Here is a 16,490-nt window from a genome sequence, read left to right on the forward strand (position 1 = left end):
GGCCAGGCTAGGTCATTTCACCTCTGGCATCGATGTCCTATAGCCGCCGCATGGCTGAATTCCCCCGAACATCAAAACGCAATCGGATGGTTGAGATGGCGAGGCTCGTCACGGATGAAGGCGCGGTCTACAGCTGCATCATCCGCGATCTATCAGCAGGTGGGGCAATGCTCCGTGTACCAGCGGGTGTCGAGATCGAGGGACGCGTGCGCGTCGTCGCCAATATCTTACGTCGGGAGCGCTCTGCTCTGGTGAAATGGCGGGATGAAACCTCGATAGGCATCGCTTTCGAGGATTAGCGGTTAATCCTCGCACCGGGTCAGCATCTTCCTCGTCGGCGTCGCGAAGTAGCACTCGTCCTCGTAATGGACCGGTGTGCCGTCTGCGAGGGAGTAGGAGACGGTCGATAGGCCGGGCTTGTTCTGCCAGACGATGACGGTGAAGCGATTGCCATCCTCGTCCTGGCATTTCTCGCGATAGAGCTCGCGGCGATTGCGCGGTGGCTGGGGGGCGACGGGATCCTGCAACGCAACCATGGCGAAATCTCACCCCAAAGATTGATGGTGGTTCAACTGTCGGCGGGCCACGGCGTTCCCGGTTATTTGCAACCAATTTTCATCTCTTGAAGGATGAATAGCTGCTCCTAAATCATCTTCTGCGAAACGGCTTTGGAGGAAGGAGCAATGCCATTTTCGTCTCTCAACGATCCTGCGGATCTCGCTCGGGCATATGCCGCGTTGGAAGCAGTATGGAACGTTATCAAGGACTCAGTGCCAGAGCACGACCGAGACAAAGAGCGCGAGCGCATTGCTTATATGGTGGCTGGGTTCGCACCTCTGGCGCTCGATGAAGAAGATCTCGCGAAGAATGTCATGTTTCACCTAGATCGCGACGTCGCAGCCTAACCGGAACGACTCGTACGAGCGCTGTTGGCTACTGGTAGATCGGAGGAGGTTCGACGCGTGGCGCGGAACCAAGCTCTGACGCGCCCGTTCGGCAGCCAGGAGGCCATTCGGCCTTACGGCTACGGAGTGCGACATGCCGAAATATCGTTTCACGACCGATGACGGGAAAAAGGTCGACCGGGGAGACAATCCTCTAGATTTCGCCGACGACAAGGCCGCAACGGACGCGGCACAGGAGGCGCTGGCCGATATGGTGCATGAGGTCTTACCTAACGGCAACTCCGTCGATCTGACGGCCGATGTTGAAGACATTGCCGGCAAGAAAATTTATCACGCCTCGCTCAAATTCCGCGGCGAAACCGCTGACGAAGGGCGCGCTAGGGCTGCCCAATTGGATGCTGAAGCTGACGCCGCGGTTGATGCGGTGGCAAAGGCTCTCGATCCCGATCGCAATAAAACGCCGAACTAGGTTTGTGCCGCCGGAACCTATCCGCGATTTCATTGTTATGCTGCCGCGCGGCTCCCATGCCAGTGAAGCCGCGCCACTCTCTACCGCCGATCTGGACGCGAGCCGCGGATGTACCGGCAGCGACCGATCGGCCGGTAGGCTAGGAAATTCAGTAGCGCTCGCCTTCTCGGCTGAGCAAGGGCCGGAGGCCCACAAACCCCGTCGGTGATCCCGGCGGGGTTTTGTTCAGAACCAAGTCCGATCCTAGCGAGCAATCGATCTCCATATAGCCTTGGAACGATTCCCTCTCGATCCCGTTTTGCTCCTGGCCACCGCAAAGAGATGGTCGACCGAAAAGGTATGGTGGACGCGAGTGGACCAGCATGAGCAGGACACCGAGCGATCTGCCGACGGCGCCGGGCGTGTGGCGAGCGATGACGGCGCCCACGCTTCTTCTTTAGCTCCTTCGCGTTTTTTGCCTATTCGCGGGGTGCTGCGATTGTTGGTGCAGGCGAGTACCTCGCGCTCGATACCAAGTCGCCTCGGGGCGTGGCTTATCCTGATCGCGGTGCTTTCGGCATTCGCATACCTCGGGTATTTCTTACCCTCGCTTATTTCGCCCGGTGCTCGATCGTAATCACGGAGCGATTTCATCGGCCGCCGATTCGCGTTGCGTTGCGGAGTAGCATTCGATGTGTGCGGGTCGGGTTTTTAGGGCTGGGCCTGCCGGCGGAAGTGGTCAAGGGCCCGGCGCGGCGACGCAGTGCCGAGCGCGATCTTCAATTTCCGTCCGGAGTTGAGCCACACAGGCATCGCCCGGAACGCCTTCATACCCTTCAGCCCATCCTTCACGCCGTCCAGCGCGTCGTTCCGTTCGCGGAGCGGCAGGCCGTCAAGGAGCCGCATCTCGCATTCGTGCCTCCACTCTTCCGACCAGGTCGAGACCTCCCGGCTGGAGAGGATCGAGAAGACGTGCGGCGGATTGTCGGGTGGGAAAGGCCTCTGCGAATCTCTGAGGCGGGCTCGCTACCAATATCCTTTTCGAGCGCGACTGGCATCTCGCCGCTTACCTCGGCCGCGGTGCCATATCGCGCCGACGCGATCGCGGGGATCGAAATCCTCGCCCTTGATTGCCTCGCGAAATTGCTCCGCCTGATCCCGATCGCCGAAGCAGTAGGCCTCATAGCTTCGCGCCCCATCGCCAACTTTAAAGCGACGCGGGCAGAGGCTCGACAGAGGTCCCGACGAATTGAAGTAGCCGAGGCCGCGCCCTTCAAAGAGTGGGACCGCTACCTGATGCGGAAAGTCGCGGTTGATCTGCGTGTCGCTCGGTTGACCCCTTGCTCTCATGCTTCACAACGCCCTGATCTGCTCCTCGAACTCCTCGGGGATCGCGCCATGGCGCGCCAGGACGTCGAGCGCGCTGACTTCGCCAGTTTCGTCATCTGCGGTCACGTGGATAACCGCCACGCCTTCGGCGGTTCGGCCGAGGCGCTCGCCTTCATTCAGAGCATGATGCTTCGTCTTCGCGAGCACCCGCAGGCCAGGCACCAGACGCTTCCGGTGCGTCTTGAAGGGCTGGAGGAAGAACGTGTCGACGCTGGCCATGGCTTGACTCCTCGGGTTGGTTTGTTCTCATAATGTTCTCGTGCCCGAGGACGCAAGCCATGTCAGCCGAACCAATAGAAGATTCCGACGAGGCGAACGAAATCGAATGGGAGATCAATGATCTCGTAGCTGAGCATGGAAGCGAGCGCGCCGCGCTACGTGCCGTTTTGCACGATTTCAATGTCCTGTTGGCAGATGCTGATCGCTCGGTCTCCCGCGGGTTCCTTCGAGGGGTGTTCTCGCAGGGAGCGCGGCCGGTACGGGAGCCGAAGGCATGAATGCCGTCTCCCCAATCGGCTATCTCGACGCTCTCAATTCGGCACAGCGGCGCGCGGTGACCCATGGTGTCGGCGCCGTGACGGCATCCCCCCTGCTTGTGATTGCCGGGGCAGGCTCCGGCAAAACCAACACGTTAGCGCATCGTGTCGCTCATCTCATGGTCAGCGGCGCCGATCCGCGGCGGATCCTGCTAATGACTTTCTCTCGCCGGGCAGCCGGCGAAATGGCGAAGCGCGTTGAGCGGATCACCCGCAAAGTCCTCGGGGAGGGCGCTGGCGTCCTGACCGACGCCCTCAGTTGGGCCGGCACATTTCATGGTATCGGAGCGCGGCTCCTGCGCGATTGTGCCGATCAGCTTGGTCTTGATCCCGCGTTCACGATCCATGATCGGGAAGACTCCGCCGACCAGATGAACCTGGTCCGCCACGAACTCGGCTTCTCCAAGACGGAGACACGGTTTCCGACGAAAGGCACCTGTCTGGCGATTTATTCGCGCTGCGTGAATGCCGAGCGGCCGATCGAGGAGGTTCTTGGGCAGTCCTACCCGTGGTGTGTTGCCTGGGCGGCCGAGCTGAAGGACCTGTTCGCCGCCTATGTCGACGCGAAGCAGCAACAGAACGTCCTCGATTATGATGATTTACTGCTCTACTGGGCGCAGGCGATGACTGATCCCGACATCGCGGCTGATACCGGCGCGCGCTTCGATCATGTCATGGTCGACGAGTACCAGGATACCAACCGTCTCCAATCCTCAATCCTGCTCGCGCTCAAACCCGATGGCCGCGGTCTGACGGTCGTGGGCGACGATGCTCAGTCGATCTATTCGTTCCGCGCGGCGACCGTCCGCAACATCCTCGACTTTCCGTCCGCTTTCGTGCCGCCGGCCGAAATCATCACGCTCGACCAGAACTACCGCTCGACCAGCGCGATCCTCTCGGCAGCGAATGCGGTGATCGATCTGGCAGCGGAGCGCTTCACCAAGAACCTCTGGACCGATCGTGCAGCCGGATCACAGCCGCAGCTCGTTCATGTTCGAGATGAGGCTGATCAGGCGCGTTTCATCGCGGAGAAGGTACTGGAGAACCGCGAGGGCGGCTCGACGCTGAAACAGCAGGCGGTGCTGTTTCGAGCCTCCCATCACAGCGGCCCGCTCGAAATCGAGCTCACGCGCCGGAATATCCCGTTCGTCAAATTCGGCGGTCTGAAGTTCCTCGACAGCGCTCATATCAAGGATCTGCTGGCGCTCCTGCGCTTCGTCGAGAACCCGCGTGACAAAGTGGCTGGCTTTCGGGTGCTGCAGCTCCTGCCCGGTGTTGGGCCGACATCGGCGCAGCGCGTCCTTGAGCATATGGCGCAGGCGTCGGCGCCGATCGAATCCCTCGATAGCGCCCCGGCTCCACCTCGATCCGGCGAAGACTGGGGCGCGTTCGTAACCGCGATCGGGGAGTTGCGCGCCGGCTCTGCCGGTTGGCCAGCCGAGATCGAGCGTGCCCGCCGATGGTATGAACCTCACCTGGAGCGCATCCACGAGGATGCCAGCACGAGGCAAGCCGATCTCGTGCAACTGGAGCAGATCGCCAGCGGCTACCCATCGCGAGAGCGCTTCCTGACCGAACTGACGCTGGATCCGCCCGACACAACCAGTGACCAAGCCGGCGTGCCGCATCTCGATGAGGACTATCTGATCTTGTCGACGATCCATTCAGCCAAGGGGCAGGAATGGAAGTCAGTCTTCGTCATGAACACGGTCGACGGCTGCATTCCGATCGACCTTGGCGCCGGCGCCAGGGACGAGATCGAGGAGGAGCGGCGCCTGCTGTATGTCGCGATGACACGGGCCAAGGACGACCTGCATCTCGTCGTGCCGCAGCGCTTCTTTACGCATGGGCAGTCCGCGACCGGCGACCGGCATGTGTATGCCAATCGCACCCGCTTCATCCCGAACGCGCTTCTCGGACAGTTCGAGCGGTCGGCCTGGCCGATCTGTGCTTCCGAAGACACGCGAGCGCCCTCTGGAGGTCCAAAGGTCGACGTTAGGGCGAAGATGCGCGGGATGTGGCGATGAACCTTTCCGTTATGCAGGCTCATCCAATCGCCTTCGGGATGCCGCTCATGCTCCCGGTGTTCCGAAAGGCCGTTCGAGCGGGCTTGCCCGTCATCCTAACGACGCCGGAGGAATGCGAGACCTGGATGACGGCGCCGTGGGAAGAGGCGAGGGCGCTGCAACGGCCGCTTGCTGATGGCGCGCTCGATATCGTGGCTCGGTGTGTCAAAAAAGATGGCGACGACTCGGAACCAGAGCTACCGAAGCAAGTATCTTTGCTCTGAAAACTTGGGGAATCTCCGTTGCCGCTGAACGAGGCACTGAAGCAGTTACGCTCGCGCGAAGACGAGCTCGCGCGCGTGCAGCGCATCGGACAAATCGGGGGCCTTGAAGTCGATCTCAGAGAAGGCGCATTTCGCAACCAGCGATCCCCGGAATACCTGGCGGTTCATGGATTGCCGGCAGATGCTGCGAACGAAAGTCACGAGGCGTGGGTTGCGCGGATCCATCCCGAGGATCGCGATCGAGTCGTAAGCCATTTCCAACAAAGCGTTGATAGCTTCGACACCGACTATGAGGTCGAATATCGGATAATCCGACCGTCCGACGGAGAGACCCGATGGATCTTGGCCAAGGCTGAAATTCAACGTGATGATCTCGGGAAACCGATCAAGCTCATTGGAGCCCACATCGACATTACCGCACGCCGTACGGCAGAAGAGCAGCGCGAGTTGATCGCCCGCGAACTGCAGCACCGCATTGGCAACATTTTTAGCGTGGTCAGCAGCCTCATTTCGATGGGCGCTCGCGCGGAGCCTGCAGCTGCAAAATTTGCAGATGAAATCATCGGCCGGTTGACCGCGCTGCACAGGGCCCACGGCATCGTCCTGGATAAGAACGGCGATGAGTCTTCGGACAATCTGCCCGATCTGATTGGCCGCCTGATTGCGCCCTACAATGCCGAAGGTAGCATTCGGATCAGTGTTGGCGGCGATAAGGTTCGCATCGGACGCTCCAGTTCGACATCCATTGCCCTTATCATTCACGAGCTTGCGACGAATGCCGTCAAGCACGGCGCACTTTCAATCCCGACGGGGAACGTGCGGATAGAAGTTAAGGGTTCCGGCGAGCACGTCGTCTTGGTGTGGGAGGAGCGCGGTGGACCAGCCGTCGTCGGGTCACCCCATAGGCAAGGCTTCGGTAGCCTGCTCGTGGATCGTGCGGCCAAAGCGCAACTCGGCGCTCTTATGCGGTTTGACTGGAATCCCGCGGGGCTGGTTGTCCAGATCGAAATGTCTGCAGACAAGATCGGTGTCTAGCCGAACACAGCCGCCCAAAGCCTCCGCGCCTAACCGAAGAAAACCGCCCACCAAATGACGGCTCCCGCCGCCATCGGGATCAGCAGCTACCAGCGGGCGAAGAACGACGGGTAGGGAGCTTTCATCGCGCGCCTGACGCCCCTTTAATCCGTCCGTAATCCGCTGGAGGGCCGCAATCCCATAATGCCTGACCTCTCGCTTCGGAATGGGCCAGCGTGACATGGAACTCGATGCGAGGGGAGAGGGCGCGCATCGTTGGGAGGCGATGAAGCGCCCTCTCCCGCGATACGTTTCAGCAATCCCAAGGCCTTGCCGTTCATGCTCGGCGCTGACGCAGGTTTCGCTGCTCTGAGCCTATTCGCCTGGGCCCGCAGCCGGCTTCTCGCTGGGCGGTACCAAAGGCTTGTCGGCCTCACCGGTATCCTTGCCCGCATTGGGATCTATGGAAATGCCGCTGACCGAGTTCTTGTCGGGAGCACCTTGGATCGAGCGCACCTTTTGCTGCTCTTCCGGGGATAGCTTGTTGCCTTGACCGTCGCGCATGAGAGCCTCCATTTGCCCCCTTCGATGAACGGTCTGCCGAACTGACTGTTCCCTCGGCTTATCGCGAAGTCCCCGTCATCCACCCATACGCACCGAACGCCACCAGAGCGGCCAACACCATGACGACGGCGAAGCCGCTAGGCCGGTTCATTGCTTACCCAGCAAGCGGTGGCTGACGGCAGAACTGGATGATGTTCGACTGGCTGGCGGCGATCTGTGCCTTGAACAATTCGACCAACACGCGTTCGATCTCTTCCCTCAGATGGGCATCATCAGCAGTGCGCTCAGTCAGACAAAAGAACGCACTCAATAGGTGAACGCCGCACTCGTCATAGTTCGAGACGGCACGCCCGCGATCTAGATCCAACGGCATAGTGGCCCCACGCGATACTAGTGTTTCAATTTGGGCCGACATAGGCGTAGTGCTGGATTAGAGAGCAATGTCGGGGCCAAGGCGTCATTCGGTCAGAGGATCACCTCCACCCCCGGCATCACGGCAGGGGCGTCTTTCTCAGAGGTTATGGGCGGCCCTAACACCGATCCGAGGCCAGCTCGCACTGGAAGCGCTGGCTCGGCGTCGAGAGCCGATGCCCTTGGCGGTCATCCCATGCATGGCATAGGAAAATGTCGCGTAGATCTAGAGTAGCCTGCTTCTCTACGTTCTCGCGGATCGGCGTGAGCGTTTGAACTTGGGCGGGCGTATAGAAAATCGTTGATCCCGCCTTTGACCATCGCGGTTTGACAGTTCGTCCAGAGCCGCCGCCGCTGCTCCGTCCCCCTCCGCTGCTGCTTGATGAATACGAGTATGATGGCGGCGAATAGGAGCCATAACTTCTATATCCACCAGAGCCGCCGCATGCCGGACATGCTGCTCTCCCGCTCGCTGTACGATGACCAAATCTTGGCGCTGTGCATCTAGCCATTTTCTATTCCCCCACCCCCGCAGCGTCACCTGCCATAGCGGGAGCGGTCAAGGGGTGTCGTCTCGCTCGATACGGCGTCGCTCCTTAGACGCCTCAATCGCGCACTGGCCCTTCTTGCGCCTCACCCTAACGTACGGGCCTTCAGGCATGATTCTTCGCACCGGTTCGTCGAGCTTGGGTATTTCCTCGCCCGCCAGCTTCTTTTCTAGGGTCGGCCAGTGCCAGCGATAGATTTGACCATGTTGCACGTGGGCGCGGGGCACAAAGCCTTGCCGCACCCATAAGTCGAAAGTCTCCATGCTGATCATGAGCTTGGCCGCCGCTGTCTTTCGATCAACGAAGACGGGTTGGATGGGCGCGTCGGTCATGGTTTCTGCAGCTGTCGCCGAGCCTTCGCGCTAATTGCGTGGGCCTTTAGGTTTGCGAGAAATCTGTCCAGATTCTCGGGAGAACGTGAGCGGGCCGCGGTGATATCTGAGACGAGCCGGCACCGACGGCGCATTTCCTCAATGTATGCGAGCGTTGTGTAATCCTTGCCTGCTACGCGCTCGATCGTGAGGTTGCCGCGGGCGTGCTCGCGCCTCAGTCCTTTCTCGGTCATACCTCCATCCGGGAACGCTAGGGCGGCGGCCTTGGCGAGCCGTAGCGGCGTGTTGGGGCCGATCTGATAGGTCACTTCGTTAGCTTAGCCTTCGCAGCGTCAGACACTTCCTTCGCGCGCGCCCTCTCGGCCTTCCTAGCTTTCCGGGCCTGGCTCTCGCGATACCATTTCTCGTGGCTTGTTTCCCCCGAAGCCGTGAGCGCAGCTTGGTACGGCGTCATGCTCGCGGCAGCCTTCACTGCTTCTTCGCGTTCCCACCTATCAAAAGCGCTTTCAGACCTTGCTTCCCGCTCCGCTTTCTCGCGCCGCCATTTGTCGAGCGCGTCCTCCTTGGGTGGCGCCCCTTGTGAGATGCCGGCCGCTTGGTCGAGGACAAGGTCAATCGCCCGCCGGTCGTACATGCGCGTCGACTTGAACGGCCCCGGCATATCGCCAGCCAAAACCCACTTAGTGAAGGTAGGGGCGCTGACACCACAGTAGGCCGCGGCCTGCTGCTTCGTCATCAGACGGGGGCGATCGTCGGGCTCGCTCATGGCTGGCTTTCAGCCAACTCGGTTCGTCTTCCGCCGCTTCGCTACCACCTCCGGCATGGGCCCCCCCTGCTTGGCCGCCTCAAGGTAATCGGTCACGGCTAGAGCATTGGTGGCAACCTGCGTGAATTGCGAGCAAGCCTCGGCGACTTTGACGACGAGCGTCCAGTAGATGCTGCGGGTCGCAGCCTCGGTCGTAAAATAGCGCCTTTGCACCGTTACTGTGTCGTAGTCATCAGGGCTGCGGATCAGAAGGAACTGGTCGCCGACGTTCGGCAGGATGCCGCCGAAGTGGTCCATGTTAAAGGCATCAGCGCCGGCGACTTCTCCATCAACCTGAACCGTCGCGACTCGGACCTGCATCGGCGAGACTTTCACCAACTCAGCGCTTTCCATTGTTTCCTCCCCTAGCTGCGGCCCGCTGCCGAACCTTCTCGTCTCGTTTTGCCTGCGCCATCTTTTTGAGGCTCTGGTACGCCGCCCGGACCGCGACCGGATTGGCCTCTTCTCCGCGGATCTTCATGGCCTCGAGGATGGCCTTAAGGTCGTCATCTGTGAACCGATGATGGCGACCGAACATCGAGCCGATGCCGTATCGCCTCGCAGCCCGGGCTAGAGCTTGCTTGGAAATACGCAGATGGTCTGCGGCTTCCTGCAGGCTGTAGATCGTGCCAAGCGGGCCGGTCATGGCTTCGGCCTTCTCCCGCGGGGTGGCCGCACGTAAGGTCCCTCTGGCATCACCCAGGCCGGCTTTTCCATTTCCAGGGGCGGCGCCAATTTCTGCTCAACGCTGGGCCAGTGCCATCGCATGATCTGGCCGCGGTTGATGTGCGCCCGCGGCACGAAGCCCTGTTGGAGCCACAGGTCAAACGTATCTGCACTGATTTCCATCAGCTTGGCGGCCGTCTTCCGCGTTACGAAGACAGGTCTGAGTGCTTCGTTTGGTGACATGCGCTCGCCTCAAGTGGAGGCAGAGTCGTTACGCGAATCAGACAGAGAGTCCATAGGAATCGTCTGTCATTCTTTCGTATGAGAACGAGCGCGGTGAGTAATGGTTGTCAGCCGACGCGGCAGCGAATCCTAATTATAAATCGCTATACTGACTTTTGACGTTAAACATTATTTTCTCAGCTTCTCGACGCCTTCGCCGCGCACGTCGCTCACTCCTTGGCCCTCGGCGCTCTCGGCTGGCCCTTACCCCGCGCGCGCCAAACCACGGCGGGCTCGTCCGTCAGCTCTCCCCGACGCTCCGCCTTTTGCTGCGCGGTCGCATCCGAGCCGCTCAAGGCCTCGTCTACGGCACTCGCGGCTTGTGATCTGACATCGTCGGCGCTGGCCTGCATCTCCGCCTCAGTGGCCGTTTGGCGGGCCGGTAAGCGCAACTTCACCACGCCCTCGCCACGCTCATCGTCGATGAACTCGACGCCGGCGGCTTCAAAGGCAGCGCGAATGGCAGCGAGATTGTTTGGGCCGGGAATGCGCCGATTCTTCTCGAAATCGCGAATGGTGCTCTCGCTCAGGTTTGAGTGAGACGCTAGCTCCGCCTGAGACCAATCCATGAGGCCGCGTGCGGCGCGGCATTGGGCAATCGAAATCTGTTTCATGGAATTCGTGTACCACAAACGAATTCCGTTGACGTGTCATGTTTTCCGTGTTTTACGTTTATCATTAACGGAAACCACGAAACAGGAGCAGCGCTATGGCCAACATCGCATCCAACTACAATCCCGACGCCGAGCCGTCAGCGGGCTTTACGCCCCTCCCTGCCGGGGAATACACGCTGGAGATTGTCGAGAGCGAGTATAAGGCGACGTCCAAGGGAACCGGCATGCTGCTGGCCTGCAAAGCTCAGATTGTCGGCGGCGATTACGATCAGCGCCCGTTCTACATCAACTACAACCTCGAAAACGATAACCCGCAGGCGCAGGAGATCGGCCAGCGCGACTTTGCGGGCCTGCGTCGGGCGATTGGCGTGCTCGCGCCCGACGATTCTGAGCAGCTCCACTTTATCAAGTTCGGCGTGAAGATCGGCATCAAGGCCCGCAACGACACCGGCGAGCTGGAAAACGTCATCAAGCAGTACCTGTTTGATGACGAGGCACCTGCGCCGCAGCCGCGGACCAAGGTCGAATGCACCGACTGGCGCAAGGCTGCATGAGGTAGGCGGTGCGCCACGTGTCACCGCACGATGCCTAACGTTTCCGTCCACCGTGGCGACTCGGTGGCGACTCCCCGAATGATCTGGCGGGTGTAGCCAATGCTAACTATTTGATTTTAATGGCGCGCCCGACACGATTCGAACGTGTGACCTTTGCCTTCGGAGGGCAGAAGATCTGGTTTAATGGCGTCGCGGGCGTCAGATCTATCATTGATTTATAAGGGTTTTCCTGTCACCCATGATGTAGGTGTCGATGGCGTCACTGTGGGAAGATTTGTGGGAAGTTCTTGATGGGCGCCAAAGCAGAGACCCCGAAGATCGATACGCCGGCCCGGCGGCGCCGCCTGCCGCTCGCCAAGGCTCCGGTCTGGGCGGCGATAGGGCAGGCGCGTGGCGGGCTGAAACTCGGCTATCGCAAGGCCCCGCGCGGCGGGGTCTGGATTGCCAAGGTCATCGGCCCGGAGCTGCGGCAGGAAGCCGTACTGGGTCCCGCCGATGACGAGGGTGCACCTGCGCAGGCCATGAGCTTTACGGCAGCGGCGCAAGCCGCCATCGCGTGGGCCGAGCGCATCCGGGCGGCAGCAGCAGCCGGCGCACGAGGCCCCAAGGCCACGGTGATAGATGCGGTGAAGGATTATGTCGCCGCGCGCGTCGCACGGAACGCACGGGCCGGGGCCAATGCGCAATCCCGTCTTGCCAAGCATGTCCTGTCCGACAAGCTGGCCGGCATGGCGCTAGGAGCGGTGACCACGAGGGCGCTCATGGAGTGGCGTGACAGGCTTGACCCCAAGCTCGCGCCCGGCACCGTCAATCGCATGTTCAATGACCTGCGCGCGGCCCTGCACAGGGCTGGGGACCTGCACTGGCGCACCCTTCCGCCGACCTTCAAGCGGGAGATCGAGCACGGGCTGAAAGCCAAGCCCGGTGCGTCCCGCGCCCGCGTCGCGATCCTGCCCGATGCCGATATCCGGGCCATCGTGGCGGCTGCGCTCGGTACGGACGATGACCTTGGCACGCTGGTGCTCGTGCTCGCATCCACCGGCATGCGCTTCTCGCAGGTGGCGGCGATGACGGTGGCGGACGTACAGCCCGCAGCGCAGCGCCTGATGGTCCCGCCGAGCCGGAAGGGGACCGGGACGAAGGCCCGCGCACGCATCGCGGTTCCCGTCGGCGTGGATGTGATCGAGCGCCTGCGCCCGCTGATTGCCGGACGCAGAGGCCATGAGCCGCTGCTGCTGCGCTGGGCGCACAAGCAGAAAGGGCCGGGCCTATGGGAGCGCACGCATCGCGCGGCGTGGGGGCTGGCCTCCGAAATGCTGAAAGGCTGGAACAGGGCGCTAACATCGGCTGGCGTCGCCTATGTCGAGCCATATGCCCTGCGCCATAGCTCAATCGTGCGCGGGCTCACGGCGGGCCTGCCACTGCGCCTTGTGGCCGCTCAGCACGATACCTCGGCCGAAATGATCGAGCGCCACTATGCTGCGTACATCGTCGATGCCGCGGAGGAGCTGACGCGCCGGGCGATCACGCCCCTGACTCCGCCAGCGGTATCGTCTTTACATGCTGTCGGTTAAATTCGTCGACGCGGGCGATTGCCTCGCCGTGCTCGGCATGTTTTGATGCGCTGGCATGGTGGACAGCAAGAGCCGCGATGCTGGCGCGGTATCTGAAAGCGCCATGGGAGGCCAAGCCGAGGCCCCAGACGCCATAGCATCGGTTCGCCGATGGCAGCGCGGACGCCGAGAGCCGCAGCGGGATTTTCGGGTTTCTGCAAGCAGTCGGGGTCTCCCCCGCGCTGCCTAGAAGAGACCGTGTTATGGCTCATACCCAACGCTCTTGGCGTGAAGCGGAATTCGTCAACGTACGCGAAGCCGCCGAAATCCTGCGCCGCTCGCGCGGCAGCATCTATGACATGATGCGTCGCCGCGAACTCAACGGCGTCATTGCGGGCGGCCGAACGCTCGTTGCGGTGGCCAGCATCGTTCAGTTGCTGGAGGAGGCTCCGGCCTACGTGCCATCGTCAGAGCGGCGTCGCGGCATTCCCGCCGAAGCCAGCTTCGATCTCGTCTGAACAGGCAACGCCGCCGGCTCCGGGGCACGGAACCAGCGGCGCGATAGGCATAGGCGTATGAATTACCCGGGACTTTAGACCGGGCACCCATGCCTGTCACGCCCTGTCCATGATCCATGGCGGCCAGCGGCTTTCCCCCGCAACAGGGAGAAAGCTCCATGTCCATGAAACTCACGCGCCAAGCCGGAGCGCAGGCCGTCCGCATGATTGAGCTGGCGCGCCTTGCGCCCAGAGAAATTGCGGTTTTGGGCTGCATCTCGGGTGCCAGCCCAATCGTGCTCTGCAAGCGCTCGGCACGCGCTCTGCGCACCCATGTGAAGCGTGCAGACCGTATCGGCATTCCGCAGATGGTGCTCGCATTCGAGCACGAACTACGGCGCGCACTGAGGGGAGCTACGAGCGAAGCCGAAGAATTTGCTCTCGCCCTGCTAGCAGCCCACTGTGTCATCCACGGCTGGCGCATCGCCGACGCTCGCCCCGATGAGCGGACCGGAATTGTCATTTGTCTGGCGGAGCATGCCGGTCATGGCGTGCAGCAGATCCTGCTCGCACGGGGCATCGGCGGAGAGCTCCCGCGCCTGGTTTCTCTGCCCCTTAACAGGGGAGACCAGCCGTGACAAAGCCCGCGATCCCGCCGGCCAAGCCCGGCAGTTACATGGCGCATGCCGTGGCGCTGGGCTACGGCGACTTCATCACGCCGGTTCAGAAGCCGAAGCCCGATCCCGTGAACCCCGGCGCTTATCTCAATGGCTCCGGCAAGGCGCCGGCTCTCAGAGGTTGGCCTGACACGGTCCTTTCTCCAGAACAGGCGGTTGCGCACGACCGCAAGCGCGATAGCGTCGGGCTGGTCGCGCGCAATGCCAACGATGGCTCATTTGCGCTTGGCTACGTCGATGCAGACGAGGACGATCAGAGGGCCAGCGACGCGCTGCTGGGCGAGATCGTGCGCTGGTGCCGGGAGCAAGGCTTCACGAGCATATACATCCGCCGGGCGGGCAAGCTCCCCCGCTTTGCGCTGCCTTTGCGCACCCCAAAGGAGTCCTCGGCCAAGCCGCCCGATCGCGGCCGATGCCAGTTCGGCTTCGCCCGCTCGCAACTGGCAGTGCTCGGCCAGCACCCCAACGGCGAATGGCGGACCTGGTATCGCATCGATACCGCGACCGGGGCATGCGAGACCATGCTGAGCATGCCCGCCTGCGCCCACCTCCCATTGCTTACCGTGGCCCAGTACGACGCGCTGATGGCCCTGTGTGGTCCGCTCAAGGAAGCGGAAAAGCGTGCCGACGCGCCTCCGCGCCCCGCTGCGAACGGCGCGAGAATCGTAGCGCCAGCCGGGCAGAAGCACGCCGGGAGGCCCGAGGCGGTGCGCCTGATCTTGCAACATCTGCCGAACGATGAGACCGACTACAACAAGGCGTTCGGCTATATGGCCACCATTATTGGGACCGTGCGCGACTGGCCAGAAGACGAGGCCTGCGACGTTGCAATGGGGTTCTACGCGAAGTATCCGCGCCACGACCCGGTCAAGGACAGGAAGGTGTTTGAGCAGCTTTGGGCGAAGCGCGACACCTTGGTGCAGAGCTATCCTGACCTTCTCAATTGGGCGCGCGCCGGGCTGGGCGGGGATGACGGTCTGCGTGCTATCGGGCTGACGGTAGATGATCGGCTGATACCGGGCGCCTTCGGCCATGAGACTGTTGCGGAGGACGACGACCATCTGAACTGGAAGGCCCGGTTCGCCGAAGCGATGCGGGCGCTCGGTGATGCCCGTACCGAACCGGGCCAGATCTCAGCTAAGGCCCGGCAACGCAGGCTCGTAGACCTTGCCATGCCGACAGGGCTTCCGCAGGTGCCACCCGAGATTACGGACTGGCACGTGCGCGGCGTCACCGGCATGCTCGTATCCGACCCAGGTGTCGGCAAGACCACGCGCGTCATCGCAACAGCATTGGCGATTGCCCACGAGAGGCCGGAATTAATCGGCTCGCAGATTATGGACTGGGCCGGCGCGGTCGTGCTGGTGCTGAACGAGACAAGCCCTGACACCGCGCTGGCGATGCTCGATGCCGCGGAGGCCCACTTCGGGCTGATGCCTTCTGACCGGAAGCATCCTGTCATCGTCTACCCAGAGCCGGTCAAGCTGCTGGCGAAAGCGGATAATCGCGCGGGGCCTGCTACGACGCAGGCAGCAACGCTGCTGGTCGAAAGGCTGGCCGAATTGCGGCGCGGTCATCCGCTGGCGCTAGTCGTCTTCGACACGCTGGCTGCGGTGCTGAGCGGGCTTGAGGAGAACTCCGCAACAGATATGCAGGCGGCTATGGACTTCATGAGCACGCTTGCAAAGGCAGGCCATTGCGCAGTGGAGGTGGTGCACCACACACGCAAGGCCCCTCCCGGCCGGCAGCCATCGGCAGCGGATGCGCGCGGCAGCAGCGCCTTGCGCGGGGCAGCCCGCTGCATCACCGCGCTTACACTGGCTTCGGCGGAGGATCAGCGGCGCTATACCGAGGAAACCATCCTGAAGCTGAGTTGCGAGAAGCGGAATGACGCGCCGCAGCCTTCGTCCATCTATCTGGCCCGTCTGCCGGTGCCCGTGGCAGTGCGTGATCCGCGGGATGCCCCCGGCACCCAAAGGACGCGCGACTATCCCGTCCTATGCCCCGGCACATTGGTTTCGCCGTTCGCCAGCCAGCGCGATGCGCAGGCGGCATATACCGCGCTGCAGGCAGTGCAGGCCACCGGCATGAAACTGCGAGAAGCAGGTAAGCCGGACGGAGATGGCTGGGTTCGGGCTTCAACGGCCATTGCCGGAAGCCTGAACATTTCCGAGAGAGAAGCCCGGTTGCTGCTCACGGAGCTGTCGGATCGCGAGTGGATCGTGTCTGAGACCGTGATCGTTCAGCGCTGGGACGAGCGCGGCCGGAAGAATGGGTCACACAGGCATGATGAATACCGCCTCGTGCGGCCGGAGGTGGCATAAGTAAGGAATGCCCGTATCGATGCACTCCGCACCCCCCATTTTTGAGGGCGTCACCGCTATCACCGCGATAGCGCGCAGCAC

General features: G+C 61.9%; 22 protein-coding genes. 12 read left to right on the forward strand and 10 right to left on the reverse strand.

What is annotated here, in order from left to right; translation table 11 throughout:
* Positions 1 to 50: 50 nt before the first annotated feature.
* Positions 51 to 299: a PilZ domain-containing protein gene (locus tag FHT98_RS15315; RefSeq protein ID WP_274532881.1), complete on the forward strand. Its 249-nt coding sequence runs from the start codon at positions 51 to 53 to the stop codon at positions 297 to 299.
* A gap of 3 nt (positions 300 to 302) precedes the next feature.
* Here the strand turns inward: FHT98_RS15315 and FHT98_RS15320 are convergent, their stop codons facing one another.
* On the reverse strand, positions 303 to 536 hold the full coding sequence (locus FHT98_RS15320; RefSeq protein WP_061969054.1) for a hypothetical protein: 234 nt from the start codon (positions 534 to 536) through the stop codon (positions 303 to 305).
* A gap of 147 nt (positions 537 to 683) precedes the next feature.
* Here FHT98_RS15320 and FHT98_RS15325 point away from each other — a divergent pair, with 147 nt between their 5' ends.
* Both FHT98_RS15325 and FHT98_RS15330 read left to right on the forward strand, forming a co-directional pair.
* Positions 684 to 905, forward strand: coding sequence for a hypothetical protein (locus FHT98_RS15325; protein ID WP_061969052.1), 222 nt, complete (start codon positions 684 to 686; stop codon positions 903 to 905).
* A gap of 133 nt (positions 906 to 1,038) precedes the next feature.
* Positions 1,039 to 1,374, forward strand: coding sequence for a DUF6894 family protein (locus tag FHT98_RS15330; protein WP_061969050.1), 336 nt, complete (start codon positions 1,039 to 1,041; stop codon positions 1,372 to 1,374).
* Positions 1,375 to 2,064: 690 nt separating this feature from the next.
* On the opposite strand, the gene FHT98_RS15335 is transcribed toward FHT98_RS15330, so the two are convergent.
* Positions 2,065 to 2,316 (reverse strand): DUF7696 family protein, encoded by a 252-nt coding sequence (locus tag FHT98_RS15335; protein WP_425284588.1) that lies wholly within the window; start codon positions 2,314 to 2,316, stop codon positions 2,065 to 2,067.
* A gap of 390 nt (positions 2,317 to 2,706) precedes the next feature.
* The gene (locus tag FHT98_RS15340; RefSeq protein WP_061969046.1) at positions 2,707 to 2,961 is read right to left on the reverse strand and encodes a hypothetical protein; all 255 of its coding nucleotides are present in this window, start codon (positions 2,959 to 2,961) and stop codon (positions 2,707 to 2,709) included.
* 59 nt (positions 2,962 to 3,020) lie between these two features.
* On the opposite strand from FHT98_RS15340, the gene FHT98_RS15345 reads away from it, so the two are divergent.
* Genes FHT98_RS15345 through FHT98_RS26225 form a run of 4 tightly spaced genes read left to right on the forward strand, consistent with a single transcriptional unit; the run spans position 3,021 to position 6,603 of the window.
* Positions 3,021 to 3,239, forward strand: coding sequence for a hypothetical protein (locus tag FHT98_RS15345; RefSeq protein WP_139163571.1), 219 nt, complete (start codon positions 3,021 to 3,023; stop codon positions 3,237 to 3,239).
* Complete coding sequence (locus FHT98_RS15350; protein ID WP_142114548.1) at positions 3,236 to 5,305, forward strand: ATP-dependent helicase; 2,070 nt, start codon at positions 3,236 to 3,238, stop codon at positions 5,303 to 5,305. The genes FHT98_RS15345 and FHT98_RS15350 overlap by 4 nt, the downstream gene beginning before the upstream one ends.
* Complete coding sequence (locus FHT98_RS15355; RefSeq protein WP_061969042.1) at positions 5,302 to 5,568, forward strand: hypothetical protein; 267 nt, start codon at positions 5,302 to 5,304, stop codon at positions 5,566 to 5,568. Before FHT98_RS15350 ends, FHT98_RS15355 begins: the two co-directional genes overlap by 4 nt.
* Positions 5,569 to 5,586: 18 nt before the next feature.
* A complete protein-coding gene (locus FHT98_RS26225; RefSeq protein ID WP_082617510.1) occupies positions 5,587 to 6,603 on the forward strand; it encodes a PAS domain-containing protein in 1,017 nt (338 codons plus the stop codon).
* 354 nt (positions 6,604 to 6,957) lie between these two features.
* Here FHT98_RS26225 and FHT98_RS15365 read toward each other — a convergent pair whose 3' ends face one another.
* From FHT98_RS15365 to FHT98_RS26750, 7 genes are all read right to left on the reverse strand, one after another.
* Positions 6,958 to 7,146, reverse strand: coding sequence for a hypothetical protein (locus FHT98_RS15365; protein ID WP_139163570.1), 189 nt, complete (start codon positions 7,144 to 7,146; stop codon positions 6,958 to 6,960).
* A gap of 970 nt (positions 7,147 to 8,116) precedes the next feature.
* Positions 8,117 to 8,437 carry a hypothetical protein gene (locus FHT98_RS15375; protein WP_091858715.1) on the reverse strand — a complete coding sequence of 107 codons (321 nt, stop codon included), beginning with the start codon at positions 8,435 to 8,437 and terminating at the stop codon, positions 8,117 to 8,119.
* Positions 8,434 to 8,745, reverse strand: a complete 312-nt coding sequence (locus tag FHT98_RS15380) for a hypothetical protein (RefSeq protein WP_091858712.1) — start codon at positions 8,743 to 8,745, stop codon at positions 8,434 to 8,436. The genes FHT98_RS15375 and FHT98_RS15380 overlap by 4 nt, the downstream gene beginning before the upstream one ends.
* Positions 8,742 to 9,203: a helix-turn-helix transcriptional regulator gene (locus FHT98_RS15385; RefSeq protein ID WP_091858709.1), complete on the reverse strand. Its 462-nt coding sequence runs from the start codon at positions 9,201 to 9,203 to the stop codon at positions 8,742 to 8,744. Before FHT98_RS15385 ends, FHT98_RS15380 begins: the two co-directional genes overlap by 4 nt.
* 9 nt (positions 9,204 to 9,212) lie before the next feature.
* Positions 9,213 to 9,596, reverse strand: coding sequence for a hypothetical protein (locus FHT98_RS15390; RefSeq protein WP_142114549.1), 384 nt, complete (start codon positions 9,594 to 9,596; stop codon positions 9,213 to 9,215).
* Complete coding sequence (locus tag FHT98_RS15395; protein ID WP_061969035.1) at positions 9,583 to 9,888, reverse strand: helix-turn-helix domain-containing protein; 306 nt, start codon at positions 9,886 to 9,888, stop codon at positions 9,583 to 9,585. The genes FHT98_RS15390 and FHT98_RS15395 overlap by 14 nt, the downstream gene beginning before the upstream one ends.
* A 472-nt stretch (positions 9,889 to 10,360) precedes the next feature.
* Positions 10,361 to 10,804: a helix-turn-helix domain-containing protein gene (locus FHT98_RS26750; protein ID WP_082617541.1), complete on the reverse strand. Its 444-nt coding sequence runs from the start codon at positions 10,802 to 10,804 to the stop codon at positions 10,361 to 10,363.
* 95 nt (positions 10,805 to 10,899) lie between these two features.
* Between FHT98_RS26750 and FHT98_RS15405 the strand changes: the two genes are divergently transcribed.
* The 5 genes from FHT98_RS15405 (at position 10,900) to FHT98_RS15425 (ending at position 16,409) form a co-directional block, all read left to right on the forward strand.
* On the forward strand, positions 10,900 to 11,358 hold the full coding sequence (locus FHT98_RS15405) for a DUF669 domain-containing protein (RefSeq protein WP_142114550.1): 459 nt from the start codon (positions 10,900 to 10,902) through the stop codon (positions 11,356 to 11,358).
* A 290-nt stretch (positions 11,359 to 11,648) separates the two neighbouring features.
* Positions 11,649 to 12,932, forward strand: a complete 1,284-nt coding sequence (locus FHT98_RS15410; RefSeq protein ID WP_142115779.1) for a tyrosine-type recombinase/integrase — start codon at positions 11,649 to 11,651, stop codon at positions 12,930 to 12,932.
* Between the two features lie 242 nt (positions 12,933 to 13,174).
* Entirely contained in the window at positions 13,175 to 13,429 is a 255-nt protein-coding gene (locus FHT98_RS15415) for a helix-turn-helix domain-containing protein (protein WP_142114551.1), read from the forward strand.
* Positions 13,430 to 13,587: 158 nt separating this feature from the next.
* A complete protein-coding gene (locus tag FHT98_RS15420) occupies positions 13,588 to 14,046 on the forward strand; it encodes a hypothetical protein (protein WP_142114552.1) in 459 nt (152 codons plus the stop codon).
* A complete protein-coding gene (locus FHT98_RS15425) occupies positions 14,043 to 16,409 on the forward strand; it encodes an AAA family ATPase (RefSeq protein WP_142114553.1) in 2,367 nt (788 codons plus the stop codon). Before FHT98_RS15420 ends, FHT98_RS15425 begins: the two co-directional genes overlap by 4 nt.
* Positions 16,410 to 16,490 lie beyond the last annotated feature (81 nt).

This window comes from Allobosea sp. AK1 (assembly GCF_006714945.1).
In the GTDB taxonomy this organism is placed as follows: domain Bacteria; phylum Pseudomonadota; class Alphaproteobacteria; order Rhizobiales; family Beijerinckiaceae; genus Allobosea; species Allobosea robiniae.